Origin of the sequence: Paraburkholderia sp. EG287B, from assembly GCF_040965595.1 — a bacterium.
In the GTDB taxonomy this organism is placed as follows: Bacteria; Pseudomonadota; Gammaproteobacteria; order Burkholderiales; family Burkholderiaceae; genus Paraburkholderia.
The window spans coordinates 41,966-60,461 of the sequence record NZ_JBFRCG010000030.1; the positions used below are offsets into that span (position 1 = coordinate 41,966).

The window sequence follows — 18,496 nt, forward strand, 5'->3', positions numbered from 1 at the left end:
CGGCCTCGCCAAGGGTGTCGGGGACGAGCCGGCGCGCTCGGGAGTGACCCTCCCGAACGCGCCCGTCAGCGGCGGGGTATGACGTGCGGATCAGTACTTGCGGCTCGGCATGACTTGCGCGGCGACATTCATCGGGAAGATGCCTTCGTCGGTCACGATGCGCTGCGGAACCTGCTTGCCGGCCACGATGTCCTTCACCGCGGCCATCAGCTGAGGACCGAGCAGCGGGCTGCATTCGACGTCCACGTTGATCTTCCCGTCCACCATGGCCTGGAAGCCGCCCTTCGTCGCATCGAAGGAAACCACCGTGACATCCTTGCCCGGTTTGATGCCTGCCTCTTCCATGGCCTGGATCGCGCCGAGCGCCATATCGTCGTTATGGGCATAGACCACGTTGATCTTCTTGCCGTACGTCTTCGCAAACGCTTCCATCACCTGCTTGCCGCCCGCGAGCGTGAAGTCACCGCTTTGCGAGGCAATGACCTTGAACTTCGGATCGCTCTTGATCACTTCCATCAGGCCCGCATGACGGTCGTTGGCCGGCGCGGAACCGACCGTCCCCTGCAGCTCTGCGATGTTGATGGGACCCGGCTCGTTCTTGTAACGCTCCTCGAGCCAGTGACCGGCGCGCCGCCCTTCTTCCATGAAGTCGGAGCCGATCATCGTCACGTACAGCGAAGGATCCTTCACGTCGATCGCGCGATCGGTGAGGACGACCGGGATCTTTGCCCGCTTCGCCTCTTCGAGCACCGGCTCCCAGCCCGACTCGACGACAGGCGAAAACGCAATAACGTCAACCTTCTGCGCGATGAACGAGCGGATCGCCCTGATCTGGTTTTCCTGCTTCTGCTGAGCGTCCGAGAACTTCAGGTTGATGCCGGCATCCCTGGCTGCCGCTTTCACCGACACGGTGTTCGCCGTGCGCCATGCACTCTCGGCGCCCACCTGGGAGAACCCAAGCGTAACCGGCTTGCCCTGCGCGAATGCGCTTGTCCCGGCAGCAAGCGCGAACGCCGCTCCCACCATCGTACGCAGTGCGATCTTTCTGACCAGCTTCATTATTCTGTCTCCGATGTACGAGTTTCTAATTGCTATTTTTCGCCACAGCCTGACGCTGTTCGAATCACCGATCGAATGGATGCATTAGGCAAAACGCAAGTATTCCGCTCCCCCTTTGTGTCGTTAGATTTGAATTTCCTGGCAATTGGGTAAGGCAAGAACGCCGTCGACCCGGCCCCTTACCTCCGGACAGCGCTCGATCACTGGGTTCGGCACAGTCTATGGAGAAGCCCGATAACCTTCTAATGAAAAATTCGCCTTCCCCGATACACGTTTTGGCATTGGTGTAAATACCTATCCTTTCCACGCCTGGTCCACGCTGGCCACGTGGCCGCTCGAATGCCTTTCCATTTCGGCAATGGCGAGTTGCGTGATGTGATAGAAGCCCGCCATATTCGCGTTCATCACTGCGGCGTAGTCTTCGGCAGTGTGTTCGGTGAAAGGCTTGCCGATGGAGATGCCGGCGTTGTCGACCAGCGTGCCGATCCGGCCAAATCGCGCGACGCCCTCGGAAATAACGCGGCGGGCGGTTGCCGGATCGCCAATGTCACCGGCAACCGCAAGAACGTCCGCATCGTCCGATGGCTTGATCGAGCGTGCGGTCGCGACGATGCAATAGTCAAGACTGCGAAATGAGCACACGCCGCGCGGCCTTGTGATGGGGTTCGCGAACATTGCCGACGCGGCTGAGGCCGCCCGGCTCGCGCGAACGCTGCGTGGGTGTCTCGAGGAGTGACGCCGACGCCGGTCTCGCTTCATTCAACCCGGCTCGCCCGATTCGCTGCTGCACCGCCTTCGACAACCTGCGCCAGTTGCGCGCTGCCAACAAGCCACACGTCTAACCCACTCAGCGCTTCCAGGGTAAACCCGATTCGCAAGTCAAATTGCGCACACCCCTATTGCGCAAATTAAATTGCGCGAAGATACTCGACGCAAATCCACTTGCCGTCGTTCGTCAACCCACCCCTGTAGAGGCCATCATGAAACTCGTAGCAAAGCTCGCCGCGGCTGCACTCGTCGCCGTTTCCGTCCTCGGTCATGCCGCTCGGGCCGAGACCTTGCTGGTCGCCTGCGACACAGCGTTCGTGCCGTTCGAATTCAAGCAGGGTGACAAATACGTCGGCTTCGACATCGACTTGTGGGAAGCCATCGCGAAGGACCTGAAGCTCGACTACAAGCTGCAGCCTATGGATTTCAGCGGCATCCTGCCGGCCCTGCAAACCCATAACGTCGACGTCGCGCTCGCGGGCATCACGATCAAGGACGAGCGCAAGAAAGTGATCGACTTCTCCGATGGCTACTACGACAGCGGCTTCACGCTGATGGTGCCGGCCGCCAGTGCGATCAAGGGCCCGGACGACCTGAAGGGCAAGTCGCTCGCGATCAAGACGGGCACGTCGGCGGCGGATTACGCGAAGGCACACTTCGCGGGCACCGATCTGCGCCAGTTCCCGAACATCGACAACGCGTATCTGGAACTGCAGACCGGCCGCGTCGACGCTGCGATGCACGACACGCCGAACGTTCTCTACTACATCAACACGGCGGGCAAGGGTCACGTGAAGGCGGTCGGTCCGCAGATGATGGCGCAGCAATACGGCATCGGCTTTCCGAAGGGCAGCCCGCTCGTGCCGAAGGTCAACGCGGCGCTCGCGAAGATCAAGGCTGACGGCCGCTATGCGGCGATCTACAAGAAGTGGTTCGGCGTCGAGCCGACGAAGTCCTGATAACGCAACGGCTGCGGGAGGCAAGTCATGCAGTTCGATCTGTCAGTCGTCGTCGATGCGTTACCGGCGCTGTTGCAGGGCGCACGGTTGACGGTGCTCATCACCATTGCGGGCCTTGTGGGGGGCCTTGCGGTCGGCTTTCTGTTCGGCTTGATGCGCGCGTACGGGAATGTTTTCCTGCAGAAGATCGCTTTTGCGTACGTCGAGTTCGTGCGCGGCACGCCGATCGTCGTGCAGGTGATGTTCATCTACTTCGCGCTGCCCGTGCTGCTCAACGTGCGCGTCGATGCGTTGACGGCCGCAATCGTATCGATCGTCGTCAATTCGGGCGCGTATATCGCCGAGATCGTGCGCGGCTCGTTCCTGTCGGTGCCGCGCGGGTTGAAGGAAGCGGGACTCGCGCTGGGCATGCCGATGTGGCGCGTGCTCGGATTCGTCGTCGGGCCCGTTGCGATTCGCCGCATGACGCCTGCGCTCGGCAACCAGTTCATCGTGAGCCTGAAGGATACGTCGCTCTTCATCGTGATCGGCGTCGGTGAACTCACGCGTCAGGGGCAGGAAATCATGGCGGCGAATTTCCGCGCCGTTGAAATCTGGACGGCCGTGGCCGCGATCTATCTGTGCATGATCGGCGTGCTGACGTTCTGTCTGCGCACGATGGAAAGGAGGATGCGGATACTATGAGCACGCTCGACATGGTGCAGTTCAAGCAGGTCACGAAGCGCTTCGGTCAAACCACCGTGCTCGACGGCGTCGATCTGAACATTCGCGCAGGCGAAGTCGTGGTGCTGATCGGTCCGTCGGGTTCGGGCAAGTCGACGCTGCTGCGTTGTATCAACGCGCTGGAACAGATCGACGGCGGAGATCTGATCGTCGATGGCATCAGCGTGCTCAGCGGCTCGAAGAAAGTGCGCGAGATTCGCCGCGAAGCGGGCATGGTGTTCCAGCAGTTCAACCTGTTCCCGCAACTGACGGCGCTCGAAAACGTCGCATTCGGTCCGCGTCAGGTGCGCGGCATGAGCAAGGCCGAGGCGGAAACGCTCGCGCACGAGCTGCTCACCAAAGTGGGCCTGGCGGGCCGCGTCGGCCACTATGCGAGCGAGTTGTCGGGCGGCCAGCAGCAACGCGTCGCGATTGCGCGTGCGCTGGCCGTCAAGCCGAAGCTGATGCTGTTCGACGAGCCGACTTCTGCGCTCGATCCCGAACTGCGCCAGGAAGTGCTGCGCGTGATGCAGTCGCTGGCGGAAGAAGGCATGACGATGGTCGTCGTGACACACGAAATGACGTTCGCGCGCAAGGTCGGCACGCGGCTCGTCTTCATGGAGCACGGCCATATCACCGTCGACGGGCCGCCCGCGCAACTGCTCGACAATCCGCCGAATCAGCGCCTGCGCGATTTCCTTCAACACGTTGAATGATCCCGCACTCATGCCTGCAACTGCATTCATCGAAATTTCCGGCTCGCCGTTCGACGCGGGCGAGGCGCTGGGGCGCTTTGGCGCGTTGGCCGTGCATCGTCATCTGGTGCACTCGGCGGCCTGGCGTGACGTGATGCAGTGGAGAGGCACGCCGCTCGCCGCCGGCCTCGCTGCGCATACGCAGCAGCGCTTTCCGCGTATCTGGGCGGAACTGCAGGGGCTGGCCGTGGGTCTCGGCCTGCCCTTCGAGGAGGTGTTCCTCTGGAACTGTCGCGGCGATGTTTGGGCCGCGTCGCCCGATGGCTGCACGACCGTGCAGTTGCCTTGCGTCGATCGCCGGCGCATCTGTCACAACGAAGACGGCGATCCCGGCTTCGCGGGACATTGTGCGATTGCCGCGTGCCGTATCGACGGCAGCCCGGGTTTTGCGGCCTTTGTGTATCCGGGCTCGCTGCCGGGCCACACGTTTGCCGTGACGGACGCCGGGCTCGCCGTCACCGTGAACAATCTGCGAGCACGCCAGATAGAAGCCGGCGTGCCGCGTATGGTGCTCACGCGCGCCGTGCTGGATACGCGCGATCTCGATGCGGCTGTTGCCGTGGTGCGCGACAACCCGCGCGCGGGCGGGTTCCATCTGACGCTTGCGCATTGCGCGAGCGCCGCGTTGCTGAGCGTCGAGTACAGCGCGCGCGGTTGTTCCGTGCAGGAGATCGCGCAGCCGTCGGTGCACGCGAATCATGCGATTCATCCGTCCATGCGGGGTTTCGCCCAGGTCGTGACGGATTCGTCGCAGCACCGGCAGACACGTGGCGATGCGCTATTGCACGACGCGCTCGAAGCTGGCCGCGCGCCCAATCCGCTCGCCATCCTTGCCGACACCGACGACGCGTCGCTGCCGATCTATCGCGCCGACCCCGATGATCCCGACGACGAAAATACGCTCGCAACCGCCGATATCGTGATCGCGGCGTCTCACATAGAATGGGACGTTTATGAACAGCCTGGGTCGCCGCCCCGCTACCAATTGATCAATGGACACAAACCCACGCACGAAGCGCCGCAAACTGGTGCACAAGGAAGAGGCGAGCGCGCCTGAAGCGAGCGCGCCGCGCAGCGTCGCTGGGCTGCGCGATCTGGTGGTGCGCATCGGCCGCGCCGAGGCGGGGTTATCGCTCGGCGGCAAGGCGCATGCGGTGCTGGCGTGGCTGCTCGAGCGACCGGAGGAAGTGGCCGTGCGCACGATCACGGATCTCGCAACGGCGCTCGACGTGAACGCGTCCACACTGACGCGCCTGACTACGAAGCTCGGCTACACCGGCTTCGCGGACTTCCAGAGCGTGTTCCGTGACTCTCTCGCGCAGCAGCATCGGCATTTCTACACGCATCAGGCGGAACGGCTCGTGTCCGGGCAGAAAGCTGGCGCGCCTGCTGGCACCGTTGGCGCGGGTTCGCCTGAAGTCGATGTCGTCGCGCAACTCGCACATGAATCGATTGGCAATGTCGAGACGTTCCTCGCGCGGCTGTCGCCCGTCGATCTGCGTAGCGCGTCGACCTTGCTCGCCGACGCGCCGCGCGTGCGCGTGCATGGTTTGCGGCAGTTCAGCGCGCTTGCGAGTTTCCTGTGCTACGGCCTCGGCATGATCCGCACCGATGTCGCGCTGCTCGATGCGCAGGGGCTCGGCGTCGCTGAAGGACTCGCACAGTTGCAGCCTGGCGATGTAGTCGTCGTGACGAGCGTAGCACCCTATACGCGCAGCGTCGCCGAGGCCGCTGTAGCAGCCGCCGAGGCCGGCATGACCGTGATCGCGATCACGGATACGCTCGCCTCCCCGCTCGTGCCGCCCGCACGTCACGCCTTTCTGATTCCGCATGAGAGCAGTTTCTTCAGCAACAGCATGGGCGCATATCTGATCTTTTGCGAAGGCTTGCTCAACCTCGTCGCGACGCATCTTGGCAAGCGCTCGCTGGAGGCGCTGTCACGGCGCGAGCGCCTGATTTCGGCCTTGGGTATCGAGCGTGATTGACGGAATTTCGGCCGTGCGAGTTCGCGACGAAAAGCGCTGAGCGGCCTCATCTTCCCGCTTCCCCTTGAGAAGGCGGACATCTACGGATTCGATCCTCGCGAATAATTAAATTACATAGGTCTACTTTCGATCAATGCCGCGAGGATTCCTCGCATGATCAAGCCGAAAGTTGCACGCGCGGCCATTCCTGAACCACCCATCGAACAGGTGTCGCGATCTCCCAGAACGCATACAGCCATGGTTTCCCAATCCAACCTGGTTCGACACAAAATTTTGCGCTGCACACAAAAACTGAGCAAAAAGTACAGAAGCGCTGCCCCGTTTTGGCGTGGCTGGCTCGCCAGGCCGGTGCTAACTTACGCTCGCTATCTACCGGCACGCAAACTCCACCGGCCGATAACAACCACTCGAACTAAAACCTTTCAGGAGACGGCAGTGAAAAGGTTCCACTATTCCGCACTGTGTGCGTTGCTGGGCGCGACCCTGCCTGTCGTGTCAGTCGCGCAGTCGTGCAATGTTCCGGTCATCAAGGTGCTCGCGCAGAAAAGTCTCGGCCTCACCGTGATGGAAAAGTCCTTGCCGGACTACGAGAAAAAGACCGGAACGAAGATCGAGATCAGCTACTTCGGAGAGAACGACCGCCGCGCAAAGTCGCGGCTCGACGCATCGACCGGCGCCGGTTCATACCAGGTCTACTACGTGGATGAGGCGAATGTCTCCGAGTTCGCGACGGCGGGCTGGATCGTGCCCCTGCTGAAGTACTACCCCAAGGAAGCCGACTACAACGACTTCCTGCCCGGACGCCGCGCCGTCGCGAGCTATCAGGGCGTCGCGTATTTCGCGCCGCTGATCGGTGGTTCCGACTTCCTGTTTTATCGCCGGGATATTCTCGAAAAAGCGCATATGCCGGTGCCGCGCACGCTCGACGAGCTGGTTGCCGACATCAAGAAACTCAACGCGCCGCCGAACCTGTACGGCTGGGTTGCCCGAGGCCAGCGCGGCTCCGGCATGAATGTCTGGCGCTGGGCGCCGTTCATGCTCGCCGAAGGCGGCACATGGACCGACAAGCAGCAGCAACCCGCATTCAATTCGCCGTCTGCCGTCAAGGCCACGCAGCTCTACACGGACCTCTTCAAGTATGCGCCGCCGGGCTCCACTACCTATGACTGGAGCAACGCGCTCGAGGCATTCCGCTCCGGCAAGGTGGCGTTCATGATCGAGTCGACGCCGTTCGCCGACTGGATGGAAGACCCCACCAAGTCGAGTGTCGCCGACAAGGTCGGCTACGTGAGGCCGCCCGCACCGCTGCCCTCCGCTGCATACGGGCATGGTCTGGCCATTTCTGCGGTCGGCGCGAAGGACGAATGCACGCGCCAGGCGGCCGGCAAGTTCATTGCGTGGGCAACGAGCAAGGATCAGGAGCAGGCACGCCTGCGTGACAACGTGTTCAGCGACTACAACCGCACGAGCACGATCGAAAGCGACTATTTCCAGAAGCATGTCAAACCGCAGATTCTCGCCGGGTTGAAAGATACGACGCCGGTGTCGAAGGTCACGTTCTGGCCGAGCCCCCAATGGCCGGATATCGGCGACAACCTTGGCGTGGCGCTCGAGGAAATCTTTACGGGCACCCAGAAGGACATTCAGGGCGCGCTCAACGATTCGACCCAGTACGCGCAAGACGCCATGGAGCATGCGCGCAAGTGAGCGGCAGCGCGGGGACGCGCGCGAGGCGCGCGAGTCCCCTCTGTGCACGGGAGCGGCGGGATGCGCTCCCGAGTGTTCGAAGCTGGAGAGCTGAATGTTTAATCGCGGAAAGACTAGCCTTCCGTTCGTGTTTCTGGTGCCGCCTCTCGTTGCGATGGTGGTGCTGGGATTCGTGCCGACCATCGCGGCCATCAACCTCGCACTCCGCAATCGCGTGCTGCGCTACCCGGATAGCGAGTTCGTATGGATGCGCAATTTCGTGCGCCTTGCCGCCGACCGGCGCTTCATCAACTCCATCGAGGTTTCGGCCATCTGGGAGGTCGTGACGGTGCTCGGCGCGGTCGCGCTCGGAATCGTCATTGCCATTTATCTGTTCGAGCATGTGCACGGCCGGCTGCGCAACGCCATCAGCGTGCTGTTGATCATCCCTGTGCTGTTGCCACGTGTTTCCGCGGCGTTTATCTGGAAGTTCATGTACTCGCCCCTCAATGGCATTCTCAGCTGGTTGATCGGCCTCTTTGGCATCACGAACACGGCCTTTCTCTCGGACCCGGCGCTTGCGCTCTATGCGGTCGCGCTGGTCGATATCTGGCAATGGGGCCTGTTTTTCTCGGTGGTGGTGCTAAAGCTGCTCGAGACGCTGCCGCCCGAGCCGCTCGAAGCCGCACGGCTCGACTATGCCAGTACCTGGCAGGTTTATGCATACATCGCGCTGCCCATGCTCAAGGCGCCGATCATGAGTCTTGTGTTCATCAAGATGGTGGAGTCGCTGCGCTCGTTCGACCTGATTTACGTGATGACCAAAGGCGGCCCGGGCGTATCCACCGAAACGCTGGACATGTACGCGTACTCCCAGGGAATCGGCCTCGCAGGAAAGGTGTCGTACGCGTCGAGCATGGCGGTCCTGATGATGGTCGCCACGACCTTGATCTTCACGCTTATCTGGAAGCGGGTGAACAAATGGGAAGACTGATCTCCCGCAGTACGATCCTGCTGCTCGGCGTTGCGCTCGCCGTGGTGGCGGTGTTCCCGATCCTTTGGGCGGTGCTCAATTCACTGAAGAACCTGCTCGATATCGTCACACCCACACCGCGTTTCATCTTCACGCCGACGCTGGACAATTACCGGCAGGTGATTTCGAGCCCGGAGGTGCTGATCGCACTGGAGAACAGTTCGGTCATCGTGGGCACCGCGGTCATCCTGGGCACGGTGCTCGGCGTGCCGGCAGCCTATGTGATCGCACGTTTTCACGTTCCGGCAAAACGCGACATCCAGTTCTTTCTGCTGTCGCTGCGTTTCCTGCCGCCGGTCGCGGTTGCGATTCCGCTCATCGCGATCTGGGTGGACCTGGGTCTGTACGACACGCGCTTTTCGATGATCGTCACCTATCTGCTGACGACCTTGTCCACCATCACATGGCTGTCGATACCCGTGTTCCAGCGCATGCCGCGCGAAATCGAGGAGGCCGCCACGCTCGACGGCTATGGACCCTACGCGGTGTTCTGGCGCATTGCGTTGCCGACCTGTGGCAACACGCTGCTCGGCGGCATCATTTTCAGCTTCGTGCTGGTCTGGAACGAACTGATGATGGGACTTGCGCTGACGTCGTCGCGCAGCGCCACCCTGCCGGTCGTCGCATCCGCGTTTACGTCGCTCGGCCAGGAAGTGCCGTGGGGCGTGATCAACGCGTCGACGGTTCTGCTCGCCCTGCCGCCAATCATCTTCGTGGGCGTGCTGATTCGCCTCCTGAACTCAATGGTCAAAGGAAAATAAGGAGAATGTTGTGAAGGCACTCGTACTGGAAGAAGCTCGACGCCTGAGCCTGCGGGACATCGATTTGCCGCTGGCGATCGGGCCACGCGATGTCAAGGTTCGCATTCATACCGTTGGCGTGTGCGGAAGTGACGTGCACTACTTCACGCACGGCCGCATTGGGCCGTTCAAGGTCGAGCAGCCGATGGTGCTCGGTCATGAGGCGTCGGGCACGATCGTCGAGGTGGGAGCCGAAGTCGGCCACCTGAAAGTCGGCGACCGGGTTTGCATGGAACCCGGCGTGCCGCAGTTCGATTCGCGCGCCACCATGCGCGGACTCTACAACCTGGACCCCGCCGTGCGGTTCTGGGCCACTCCCCCCGTGCATGGCTGCCTGACCCCCTACGTAGTGCACCCGGCCGCGTTCACCTACCGGCTTCCGGACAACGTCTCGTTCGCGCAAGGCGCCATCGTCGAGCCCTTGTCGATCGGCTTGCAAGCGGCCACGAAGGCCGCGATGAAGCCCGGCGACGTGGCCGTCGTGATCGGCGCAGGCACCATCGGCGCGATGACGGCGCTCGCGGCGCTCGCGGGCGGCGCGTCGCGCGTGATCCTCGCCGACGTCGTAAAAGAGAAATTGCGCCATTTCGCCGGCAATCCGGCAGTGAGTACCGTGAATGCCGCAGAGGAATCGCTCGAAGACGTGGTGCGCCAGGTGACCGAAGACTGGGGCGCCGACGTCGTGTTCGAAGCCTCGGGCAACGCGAAGGTCTTCGAGACGCTGCTGAACCTCGTGTGTCCGGGCGGCTGCGCGGTGCTGGTGGGCATGCCGCCAGGCCCGGTCGCGCTCGACGTGGTAGCGATGCAGGCAAAGGAGATCCGGCTCGAATCCGTGTTCCGCTACGCGAACATTTTTCCGCGGGCGCTAGCCCTCATCAGTTCGGGAATGATCGACGTGAATCCGTTCATCTCCCGCAAATTCGCGTTTTCAGACGGCATCAAGGCGTTCGAGGAAGCCGCTGCTGGCCGGCCCGAGGACGTGAAGATCCAGATCGAGATGGATTGAATCATGGCGACTATTGTCTGCGAAGGGCTCATGAAGCAGTACGACGGCGGGCAACCGGTACTGCATCCGCTCGACCTGCACATCGACGAAGGCGAGTTCGTCGTGCTGCTGGGGCCGTCGGGATGCGGCAAGTCGACGATGCTGCGCATGATCGCCGGGCTGGAGGAGATATCGGGGGGCCGCCTCTCGATCGGCGGCACGGTCGTGAACGACGTACCCGCACGCGAGCGCAATGTCGCGATGGTGTTTCAGAACTACGCGCTCTATCCGCACATGAGCGTGTACGAGAACATTGCGTTCGGCCTGCGGCGCCTCAAAACGCCGAAGGCCGAGATCGACTGCCGCGTGCGCGAGGTAGCCGCCATGCTCAATCTCGATGCGCTGCTCGAACGCAAGCCGCGCGCCATGTCGGGCGGCCAGCAGCAGCGCGCCGCCATCGCCCGGGCGATGATCAAGACGCCTGCGGTCTTCCTGTTCGACGAGCCGTTGTCGAACCTCGACGCCAAGTTGCGCGCCCAGCTGCGCACCGACATCAAACGCTTGCATCAGCGTCTGAAAACGACCACGGTCTACGTGACGCACGACCAGCTCGAGGCGATGACGCTAGCCGACCGCGTCATTCTGATGCGCGGCGGACACATCGAGCAGGAAGGCACGCCCACCGAGCTATACCGGTATCCGCGCACGATTTTTGGTGCGGGCTTTATCGGCACGCCTGCGATGAACTTTCTGGATGCCTCTGTGCAACGCACTGGCGAAAGACTTATCGTGTCGTCAACCGCCGGTCAATGGCAATTACGCGGGAACCGCTTTCAGCGCTTGCAGGTCGGGCAGGCAATCAAGCTGGCGGTCCGTCCAAATTTCGTATGGATTCCAGATGATGTGAAAGCGGACGATGCCCTCGTGCTCAGTGGCATTGTGGAGCTGGTCGAAGTGTTGGGTGCAGAAGCGCTCATTACCGTTGACTGCTCAGGCGAGCGTATCACCGCGCTGGTTCCGGCGAGTACCGAGCCTCACACGGGAGATCACGTCAGGCTCGCGTTGCGCGAACACGATCTGCATGTTTTCGACGTCGCGACGGGGGATAATGTGTCGCTTGGGCTGGCAGACGAGGCGGCGGCTCCCGTACCCGCCCCGCGCCTGCACGCGGCGCCCGGCGTGGGAGTACATTAGGGTGCATGCACGCGCCCTGGGCGCGAAGCCAGGATTCCCGTGGAGACGAGAGCAATGAATCCGGATCTCGAATTGGTCCATACCCGTCAGGACGAGTCCTTTCGGGCCTGGGTGCACGACTATCCGCATACGGTTGCGAAATGGCACTTCCACCCCGAATACGAAGTGCACGTCATCCGTGCCTCGTCGGGCAAGTTCTTCGTGGGGGATTACATCGGGGACTTCCATCCTGGCAACATCGTACTGACGGGACCGAATCTGCCTCACAACTGGGTGACGGACAGCGACGGCGGCGCGAGCGTGCCGTCTCGCGATCTCGTGCTGCAGTTCTCGCGTGATGCCGTCGAAAAGATGGTCGCGGCGTTCGCCGAACTCAGCCCTGCGATGGCGCTGATCGATCAGGCGTCGCGAGGCATCCAGTTTCCGGACGCACTCGGCCTCGCCATTGCCCCTGTGATGCAGGAGGTTTCAGGTGCGCACGGTGCGCGCCGCGTCATGCTGCTGATGTCGATCCTCGACCAGTTGATCGCCTGCACCAGCAGGAAGCTGCTCGCCGGGCCGGCATACAACGTCAGTGCGCAGCGCTACATGTCGTCGACCATCAACCAGGTGCTGTCCTATATCCAGCAGAATCTCGCCGGCAATCTGCGTGAAGTCGACGTTGCGGAAATGTCGAGCATGAGCGTCAGCACCTTTACGCGCTTCTTCAAGCGGCATACCGGTTGCACGTTTGTGCAGTATCAGAACCGGCTGCGCCTCAACGAAGCCTGCGAACTGCTCATGTGCTCGGATCTGGGCGTGACCGATATCTGTTACCGCGTCGGGTTCAATAATGTATCGAACTTCAACCGGCAGTTTCTCGCGCAAAAAGGGATTCCGCCTTCGAAGTTTCGCGCGTTGCACCGGCTCAACGACGCCCCCTCACACGCTCACAAGGCAGCGGCCTGAGACCATGCCAGGCGGCGCGGCCGCCTGCTCACCGTCGGGAATACACTTTGAGTTATCTGGGAATCGACCTCGGCACGTCCGAGGTAAAGGTTGTGCTTACCGATGCCGAATCGAACGTCATCGCCAGCAGCCGGGCCCGACTGCGCGTCGAGAACCCTCACCCCCTGTGGTCGGAGCAAAGTCCCCAGGACTGGTGGAACGCTACGCTCGACGCCGTCGCGGCCCTACGCAGCGAGCAGCCTCGCGCGTTCAGGGCGCTGCGCGGAATTGGCCTCTCCGGCCAGATGCACGGCGCGACGCTACTCGATCGCAGTGGCAACGTGCTGCGTCCGGCGATTCTGTGGAGTGACACGCGCGCCTACGCGGAGTGCGTCGAACTCGAGGCGCTCGTGCCCGATTCGCGCGATATCACCGGAAATCAGGCCATGCCGGGCTTCACGGCGCCCAAGCTGCTCTGGCTTTCGAAGTACGAGCCAGCCGTCTTTCGTGCAGTGCAAAAAGTGCTGCTTCCGAAGGATTACATCACATGGCGTCTGACTGGCGAGTTTACATCCGACATGTCCGACGCCTCGGGGACGCTATGGCTCGATGTCGCAAAACGCGACTGGTCCGACCGCATGCTCGACGCAACCGGCTTGTCGAGGGAGCACATGCCCCGGCTGGTTGAGGGCAGCGAGCCTGCGGCCCAGTTGCGGGGAGACCTTCAGCGCGAGTGGGGTCTCGATGGCAGCGTGACGGTTTGTGGCGGCGCCGGTGACAACGCCGCGAGCGCAGTTGGCATCGGCGTTGCCCGGCCGGGCGATGCGTTCCTGTCGCTGGGAACGTCGGGCGTACTCTTCGCCGCGACCGCGAGCTATGCACCGAACCCCGCCCAGGCCGTCCATGCATTCTGCCATTGCGTGCCGCGACAGTGGCATCAGATGAGTGTCATCCTCAGCGCGGCCGCGAGCCTGCACTGGCTGTCCGGCCTGCTCAAGAGCAGCGTCGCCGAACTGATCGAGATGGCCCCCTCGGGACAAAGCGCCGCCGCGCCGATTTTCCTTCCCTATTTGAACGGGGAGCGGACGCCGCACAACGATGCCGCAGCAAAAGGTGTCTTCTACGGGATGACTTCGGCGCATGGCGCCCAGCATCTCGCGTACAGCGTGATGGAAGGCGTCGCGTTCGCGATGGCGGATGGATATGCGGCGCTGCGGGGAGCGGGAACGACGCTCACCGCGGCCGCCTTCATTGGCGGCGGGTCGCGCAGCGCGTTCTGGGGCAAACTCTGCGCTTGCGCGCTCGGCTTCGAACTCAATCGAAACGAAGGGAGCGAACTCGGGGCGGCACTTGGAGCAAGTCGCCTCGCTCGTCTCTCGTGCACACGGGAAGAACTCGCTGGAGTGGTCAAAGCGCCCGCTGTCCTCGAGCGATACGAGCCTGTGGCAGCACTTCGGAGCGTGCTGGAAGACCGGCTTGAACGGTACAGGCGGCTCTATCAGGCGTTGAAATCCGGGTTTCGCGTCTGAACGGCTCCAGTGCCAGCGCGCAGGAACCCTGTCGCATCAACACCGGCTGGCGAGACGCGCTGGGAGCCGTATGAAAGCCTGCAGTCGGATATGCTCGATCATGCTTACGCACTCGTGCCGCTATTCGGACTGCGTTGCTGGCAGGACCGAAGAGCGTTGTAGTGCCGGGAGCGTTGATCGGTCTGGCCTCACGGTAGCACCGACACCCATCTCGCCGCGCCCTCTCTCGAGCGATTGACGGCAACCCACCGGTTCGCACACTCAGAATTTGTGCCGCAAACCCACATGCACGAGCATCTGGCTAGCCGTACTCGCCTGCCCCGCACTGCCTAGTATCAACGCCCCGCTCATTCCGCCCATGTCATCGGCCACGCCGCTCACGTGCTGCCACACGCCCTGGACATACACGTCCGTCCGCTTGGATAGCAGGTAGTCGCCCATCAAGCCAATTTCGTTCCAGTTCGGGCGGACGGTACCGCTGCTCGCCGCGTAGTCGCCATGTGTAAAGGTGTACATCGCCATAACGGAGAACTGCGGAGCAAGCTGGTATGTCCCGTTGATTTCGTAGTTGCTGAACCTCAAGCTGGTGCCGTTCAGTGTTGCGCGGACGAGGTTGTTCCTTACGGGTTGGCCGATGTCCGTATACGTATAAACGAAGGCGACCGCCGCAGGGCCGAAAGCGTACTTGATTCCCGCGCCAGCAATCTTCTGGGAATCTGCGACGAACGGCGCGGTGTCGGGCGTGACGGCACCGTTCGTGCTGGTGCCGAGGCCGTTGACGTTCGAGTACGCCCCGGCGATAACCAGCGGACCGTGCGTGTACTGAACCCCCATGCTGTATTCACGGTCCTGCGCGAAACCCGTTGCGTTGCTGAACGCGTATGTCGCCCCGAAACTTAGACCCAGATAGTTCGCACTGGTGTACTTGATCGCGTTGTTGATGCGAAACGAGCCGTCCGTATTGTCGTTATCAAACGGATGCGAGAAGGCGTAACCGCCCCACGACGAGTTTGCCGTCATTGGCGCCACATAGTCATTGATCATGTCGAGCTGCCGACCCAGGGTCAGCGTCCCGAGCGTGCTCGAAGCCAATCCGAAATACGCTTGCCGGCCGAACTCACGTCCGCCCTGCGAGAGCGTGCCGTTATTGATGTTGAAGCCGTTCTCGAGCCGGAATATCGTCGTCAGGCCACCTCCCAGGTCTTCGATTCCCTTTAGACCCCAACGACTTCCCTGCGCGCTTCCGCTGACCATTTGCCAGCCGGCATGGCCACCCGCATTGCTCGTGTAGCTCGGGCCGTCGTCGACGATCCCGTAGAGCGTGACGCTGGACTGTGCTCGCGCAATGCTGGTCATTGCAAGGATTGCGGTTGCGATTGCAGCTACCCGGATATTGTCTCTCATGACGTCGTCTCCCGATAAGACTGGTAAGCGAATCGGCTTGCGCCGCTTCGCCGGATTTAATTTTGTCAGTCGCACTACTAAATAATGGAAAAGGCTGGCTTGATCTGAACACCGCCACCCCGCCAACAGCTTTGACTATTCTTTGCCTGGCGCGTGAGGATTCCCTATTCGTTTCAGGACAAGTCCGCGCGCACCTTGAACTTCTTTTCAGCGAACGCACGGTCCGCCTCATGGATGGCCTTTACCGTTTGACCGAAGCAATCGGCAGCGGATAGCAGTTCCAGTCGGTTCACCTCGTCAAGTTGTCGGCAAACGCCTTCGTCGATCACGGTGCTGCCATGCATCGCCCCCAGCACCGCTCCGATCATCACACCAATCGAATCGGTGTCGCGCCCTGAATTGATGCCGTCCTCGACCGCCTGATGGAAGTCCCCGCAGTTCGTCAGGATGAAGCCGAGCGCCAGCGGCAATTCTTCGATCGAAAGACGCCGCGAGGGCCGATAGGCGTCGGAGGCAATACCCGCTTTTCTCGCGGTATGCTCGACATCGTCACCAATCGGCGAGTAGCGACCGATGATCCGGTGAAATTCCGTAACCACCGTCTCGTAGTCTTTGCCACGCAGCCTCACAGCGGCATCGGCGATCGCGTCAATCGCTGCACGCGTGCCGTCCCTGGCGACGTCGAGCGCAGCCTCGACAACTGCTTCGATCGCGACGCCAGGCACGAACGCCGCGGCTACCGCACTGGCGAGCACACCGGCTGCTTCAAGACCGTAGCTCTCCTGATGCCCGCTGGCGAATGCGATCGCTTCGTCATAGGCGCCCCTGGGATCGCCGGCGTTGATCGCGCCGATCGGCGCGATGTACATGGCCGCTCCGCAGTTGACCATGTTCCCGATGCCTCCTTGACGTGGATCGCAGGAAGCGAGTTGATGCCGCAGATAGATCCATTTCTCCGGATAAAACAGTCGCTCGATCAGCACTGTCTCGCGCTGCAGTTCGGGTATCCAGCGCGGAACCCAGGCGATCTGGCGCACCATCGCATCGGCCATATCCCACGCGTCGAGGTGCCGGCCGACCTCGTTGTACACACTCATCAGCGAAAGCAGCATGAAGGTGTCGTCGGTGACAATGCCGCCGCCGCGTATGCGCCCCTTGCGGCCCGCTTCGTCATCTTTCGCACGATGCCATTCGGTATTGATCGAAGTGACGCGCCCGAAGCGCTCACGGATTTGCGACGCCGAAAGCTTCTCGACCGTGGCTCCGAGCGCGTCGCCGTACGCGACCCCGTACACGAGTCCACGGATTCGGTCCTGCAGTGACTGGTGGGCAATACTCATACGTTCTCCTTATTCTCGTTTTCGTCGCTACCGTGTCGGGCCCATTGCGTTTCGGACTTGCTCGTTGCTCTCGACTCACGTTTTCCTGCCATGTGGCCGTGAAAGCCGTAGTACATGATGTACAGGTAGCACGACACGGTTAGCACCATGTACACAAACTGAAAGTCATACACGCGCTTCAGGTGTGCGAAGAGTTGGGGCATCACGGCGCCACCCACGATTCCCATAATCAACAATGCCGATCCGGTTTCGGTAAACCGGCCCAGGCCTTTGATCGCGAGCGGAAAGATCGCCGGCCACATCATCGCGTGCGCGAAGCCCAGTGCAGCGATGAACGCAATCGACGTATAGCCGTCGGAGACATAGGCGCAAGCGCTGAGCAGCACGCCAATCAGTGCGGAAACGACCAGATAGCGCTGCTGCGAGATGAAGCGCGGCACGAGAACGAGCCCGACCAGGTAGCCAACGAGCATCGCGGACATCGTATAAGACGTGAAATGTTTGGTTGCGTCGAGCGGCAAGTTCAAGCTCTGCCCGTATAGGCCGATCGCGTCACCTGCCAGCACTTCTGCGCCGATGTACGTGAAGATGCAAAGCACTCCCAACCAAAGATGAGGAAATGAAAAGATGCTGCGTGCGGAATGACTACCGCGCTCAGCGACATTGACTTCCGATGGCTTGATGTCGGGGAGAGACGAAAACGCGATGAAAACGGCGAGTACCGCGAGAATGGCCGCGAGCGTGAGATACGGACCGTGCAATCTGGCGGCAAATGCGTTGAGCAGAGCGTCGGCATGTGCTGCTGTCGGCGCCGCTTTGACCCGGCTGACGAATTCGCCCACGCCCCCCATGACCAATGCGCCGAATACGTAGGGCGCAAGGATACCGGCGGTCTTGTTGCAGATTCCCATCGTAGCCACACGCCGCGCCGCGCTGTCGATCGGTCCCAGAATGCTGACGTACGGGTTGTAGGCGGTCTGCATCAGGGACAGCCCCGTTCCGATCACCAAAAGGCTTGCAAGTACGCCGGGGTAGCTGTGCGCACCAACGAACCAGCTGAAGGACAGCGCACCGATCGACATGACGCCCAGGCCCGCCGCCATCCCTCTTTTCATCCCGATCCGCTTCAGCGCAGCGGCATACGGCAATGCGAACACGAAATATGGGACATAGAAGACGACGGTAATCAGGAGCGCCTGAACATCATCCAGTCTGAAGGCCAATTTGACGAAGACGGTCAAAGGCCCGTTTAGCCAACTGAAGGCTCCAGTCACGAAGTACAGCATGCCGATGGTCAGCATGGGCCGGAGATATGTTCTATCGGGCGGCTGGACGATTGGGTGAGCGGTCAACATGGTTCCTGTCTCCTT

Annotated in this window: 16 protein-coding genes and 1 pseudogene; 12 read left to right on the top strand and 5 right to left on the bottom strand. The window is 61.7% G+C overall.

From position 1 onward, the window contains the following. Window positions 1-90: 90 nt before the first annotated feature. Entirely contained in the window at window positions 91-1,059 is a 969-nt protein-coding gene (locus AB4Y40_RS38080; protein WP_368692247.1) for an ABC transporter substrate-binding protein, read from the bottom strand. Between the two features lie 309 nt (window positions 1,060-1,368). Beyond that, window positions 1,369-1,734, bottom strand: a pseudogene (locus AB4Y40_RS38085) (SDR family NAD(P)-dependent oxidoreductase); the annotation flags it as partial. A 305-nt stretch (window positions 1,735-2,039) separates the two neighbouring features. Here AB4Y40_RS38085 and glnH point away from each other — a divergent pair. The 12 genes from glnH (at window position 2,040) to xylB (ending at window position 14,382) form a co-directional block, all read left to right on the top strand. After that, entirely contained in the window at window positions 2,040-2,786 is a 747-nt protein-coding gene (glnH, locus tag AB4Y40_RS38090; RefSeq protein ID WP_368692248.1) for a glutamine ABC transporter substrate-binding protein GlnH, read from the top strand. 27 nt (window positions 2,787-2,813) lie between these two features. Further along, a complete protein-coding gene (gene glnP, locus AB4Y40_RS38095) occupies window positions 2,814-3,470 on the top strand; it encodes a glutamine ABC transporter permease GlnP (RefSeq protein ID WP_368692249.1) in 657 nt (218 codons plus the stop codon). Then, window positions 3,467-4,204 carry a glutamine ABC transporter ATP-binding protein GlnQ gene (glnQ, locus tag AB4Y40_RS38100; RefSeq protein WP_368692250.1) on the top strand — a complete coding sequence of 246 codons (738 nt, stop codon included), beginning with the start codon at window positions 3,467-3,469 and terminating at the stop codon, window positions 4,202-4,204. The genes glnP and glnQ overlap by 4 nt, the downstream gene beginning before the upstream one ends. Before the next feature lie 10 nt (window positions 4,205-4,214). Then, window positions 4,215-5,300 (top strand): C45 family autoproteolytic acyltransferase/hydolase, encoded by a 1,086-nt coding sequence (locus AB4Y40_RS38105; protein WP_368692251.1) that lies wholly within the window; start codon window positions 4,215-4,217, stop codon window positions 5,298-5,300. Next, window positions 5,236-6,228 carry a MurR/RpiR family transcriptional regulator gene (locus tag AB4Y40_RS38110; RefSeq protein ID WP_368692252.1) on the top strand — a complete coding sequence of 331 codons (993 nt, stop codon included), beginning with the start codon at window positions 5,236-5,238 and terminating at the stop codon, window positions 6,226-6,228. Before AB4Y40_RS38105 ends, AB4Y40_RS38110 begins: the two co-directional genes overlap by 65 nt. 435 nt (window positions 6,229-6,663) lie before the next feature. Then, a complete protein-coding gene (locus AB4Y40_RS38115; RefSeq protein ID WP_368692253.1) occupies window positions 6,664-7,935 on the top strand; it encodes a sugar ABC transporter substrate-binding protein in 1,272 nt (423 codons plus the stop codon). A gap of 94 nt (window positions 7,936-8,029) precedes the next feature. Next, window positions 8,030-8,908 (top strand): carbohydrate ABC transporter permease, encoded by an 879-nt coding sequence (locus AB4Y40_RS38120; RefSeq protein ID WP_368692254.1) that lies wholly within the window; start codon window positions 8,030-8,032, stop codon window positions 8,906-8,908. Continuing rightward, window positions 8,896-9,708, top strand: coding sequence for a carbohydrate ABC transporter permease (locus AB4Y40_RS38125; protein ID WP_028207513.1), 813 nt, complete (start codon window positions 8,896-8,898; stop codon window positions 9,706-9,708). Before AB4Y40_RS38120 ends, AB4Y40_RS38125 begins: the two co-directional genes overlap by 13 nt. A 10-nt stretch (window positions 9,709-9,718) precedes the next feature. Further along, entirely contained in the window at window positions 9,719-10,753 is a 1,035-nt protein-coding gene (locus AB4Y40_RS38130) for an NAD(P)-dependent alcohol dehydrogenase (RefSeq protein WP_368692255.1), read from the top strand. A gap of 3 nt (window positions 10,754-10,756) precedes the next feature. After that, window positions 10,757-11,926 carry an ABC transporter ATP-binding protein gene (locus AB4Y40_RS38135; protein WP_368692256.1) on the top strand — a complete coding sequence of 390 codons (1,170 nt, stop codon included), beginning with the start codon at window positions 10,757-10,759 and terminating at the stop codon, window positions 11,924-11,926. Between the two features lie 54 nt (window positions 11,927-11,980). Further along, window positions 11,981-12,874, top strand: a complete 894-nt coding sequence (locus tag AB4Y40_RS38140) for a helix-turn-helix domain-containing protein (protein WP_368692257.1) — start codon at window positions 11,981-11,983, stop codon at window positions 12,872-12,874. Window positions 12,875-12,921: 47 nt separating this feature from the next. Beyond that, window positions 12,922-14,382 carry a xylulokinase gene (xylB, locus tag AB4Y40_RS38145; protein WP_368692258.1) on the top strand — a complete coding sequence of 487 codons (1,461 nt, stop codon included), beginning with the start codon at window positions 12,922-12,924 and terminating at the stop codon, window positions 14,380-14,382. Window positions 14,383-14,643: 261 nt separating this feature from the next. Here the strand turns inward: xylB and AB4Y40_RS38150 are convergent, their stop codons facing one another. The 3 genes from AB4Y40_RS38150 to AB4Y40_RS38160 all read right to left on the bottom strand — a co-directional run bounded on the left by AB4Y40_RS38150 (window position 14,644) and on the right by AB4Y40_RS38160 (window position 18,481). Then, complete coding sequence (locus AB4Y40_RS38150) at window positions 14,644-15,786, bottom strand: porin (protein WP_368692259.1); 1,143 nt, start codon at window positions 15,784-15,786, stop codon at window positions 14,644-14,646. Window positions 15,787-15,959: 173 nt separating this feature from the next. Continuing rightward, the gene (locus AB4Y40_RS38155) at window positions 15,960-17,126 is read right to left on the bottom strand and encodes an ADP-ribosylglycohydrolase family protein (protein ID WP_368692260.1); all 1,167 of its coding nucleotides are present in this window, start codon (window positions 17,124-17,126) and stop codon (window positions 15,960-15,962) included. Then, window positions 17,123-18,481 carry a sugar MFS transporter gene (locus AB4Y40_RS38160; protein ID WP_368692261.1) on the bottom strand — a complete coding sequence of 453 codons (1,359 nt, stop codon included), beginning with the start codon at window positions 18,479-18,481 and terminating at the stop codon, window positions 17,123-17,125. Before AB4Y40_RS38160 ends, AB4Y40_RS38155 begins: the two co-directional genes overlap by 4 nt. Window positions 18,482-18,496 lie beyond the last annotated feature (15 nt).

What these genes read in the sequence shown, in the direction of transcription:
- AB4Y40_RS38080 (WP_368692247.1), bottom strand. Translation starts at nt 1,059, where the DNA reads ATGAAGCTGGTCAGAAAGATCGCACTGCGTACGATGGTGGGAGCGGCG.
- AB4Y40_RS38135 (WP_368692256.1), top strand. Translation starts at nt 10,757, where the DNA reads ATGGCGACTATTGTCTGCGAAGGGCTCATGAAGCAGTACGACGGCGGG.
- AB4Y40_RS38125 (WP_028207513.1), top strand. Translation starts at nt 8,896, where the DNA reads ATGGGAAGACTGATCTCCCGCAGTACGATCCTGCTGCTCGGCGTTGCG.
- AB4Y40_RS38155 (WP_368692260.1), bottom strand. Translation starts at nt 17,126, where the DNA reads ATGAGTATTGCCCACCAGTCACTGCAGGACCGAATCCGTGGACTCGTG.
- AB4Y40_RS38140 (WP_368692257.1), top strand. Translation starts at nt 11,981, where the DNA reads ATGAATCCGGATCTCGAATTGGTCCATACCCGTCAGGACGAGTCCTTT.
- AB4Y40_RS38160 (WP_368692261.1), bottom strand. Translation starts at nt 18,481, where the DNA reads ATGTTGACCGCTCACCCAATCGTCCAGCCGCCCGATAGAACATATCTC.
- glnP (WP_368692249.1), top strand. Translation starts at nt 2,814, where the DNA reads ATGCAGTTCGATCTGTCAGTCGTCGTCGATGCGTTACCGGCGCTGTTG.
- AB4Y40_RS38105 (WP_368692251.1), top strand. Translation starts at nt 4,215, where the DNA reads ATGCCTGCAACTGCATTCATCGAAATTTCCGGCTCGCCGTTCGACGCG.
- AB4Y40_RS38120 (WP_368692254.1), top strand. Translation starts at nt 8,030, where the DNA reads ATGTTTAATCGCGGAAAGACTAGCCTTCCGTTCGTGTTTCTGGTGCCG.
- glnQ (WP_368692250.1), top strand. Translation starts at nt 3,467, where the DNA reads ATGAGCACGCTCGACATGGTGCAGTTCAAGCAGGTCACGAAGCGCTTC.
- AB4Y40_RS38110 (WP_368692252.1), top strand. Translation starts at nt 5,236, where the DNA reads ATGGACACAAACCCACGCACGAAGCGCCGCAAACTGGTGCACAAGGAA.
- glnH (WP_368692248.1), top strand. Translation starts at nt 2,040, where the DNA reads ATGAAACTCGTAGCAAAGCTCGCCGCGGCTGCACTCGTCGCCGTTTCC.
- AB4Y40_RS38150 (WP_368692259.1), bottom strand. Translation starts at nt 15,786, where the DNA reads ATGAGAGACAATATCCGGGTAGCTGCAATCGCAACCGCAATCCTTGCA.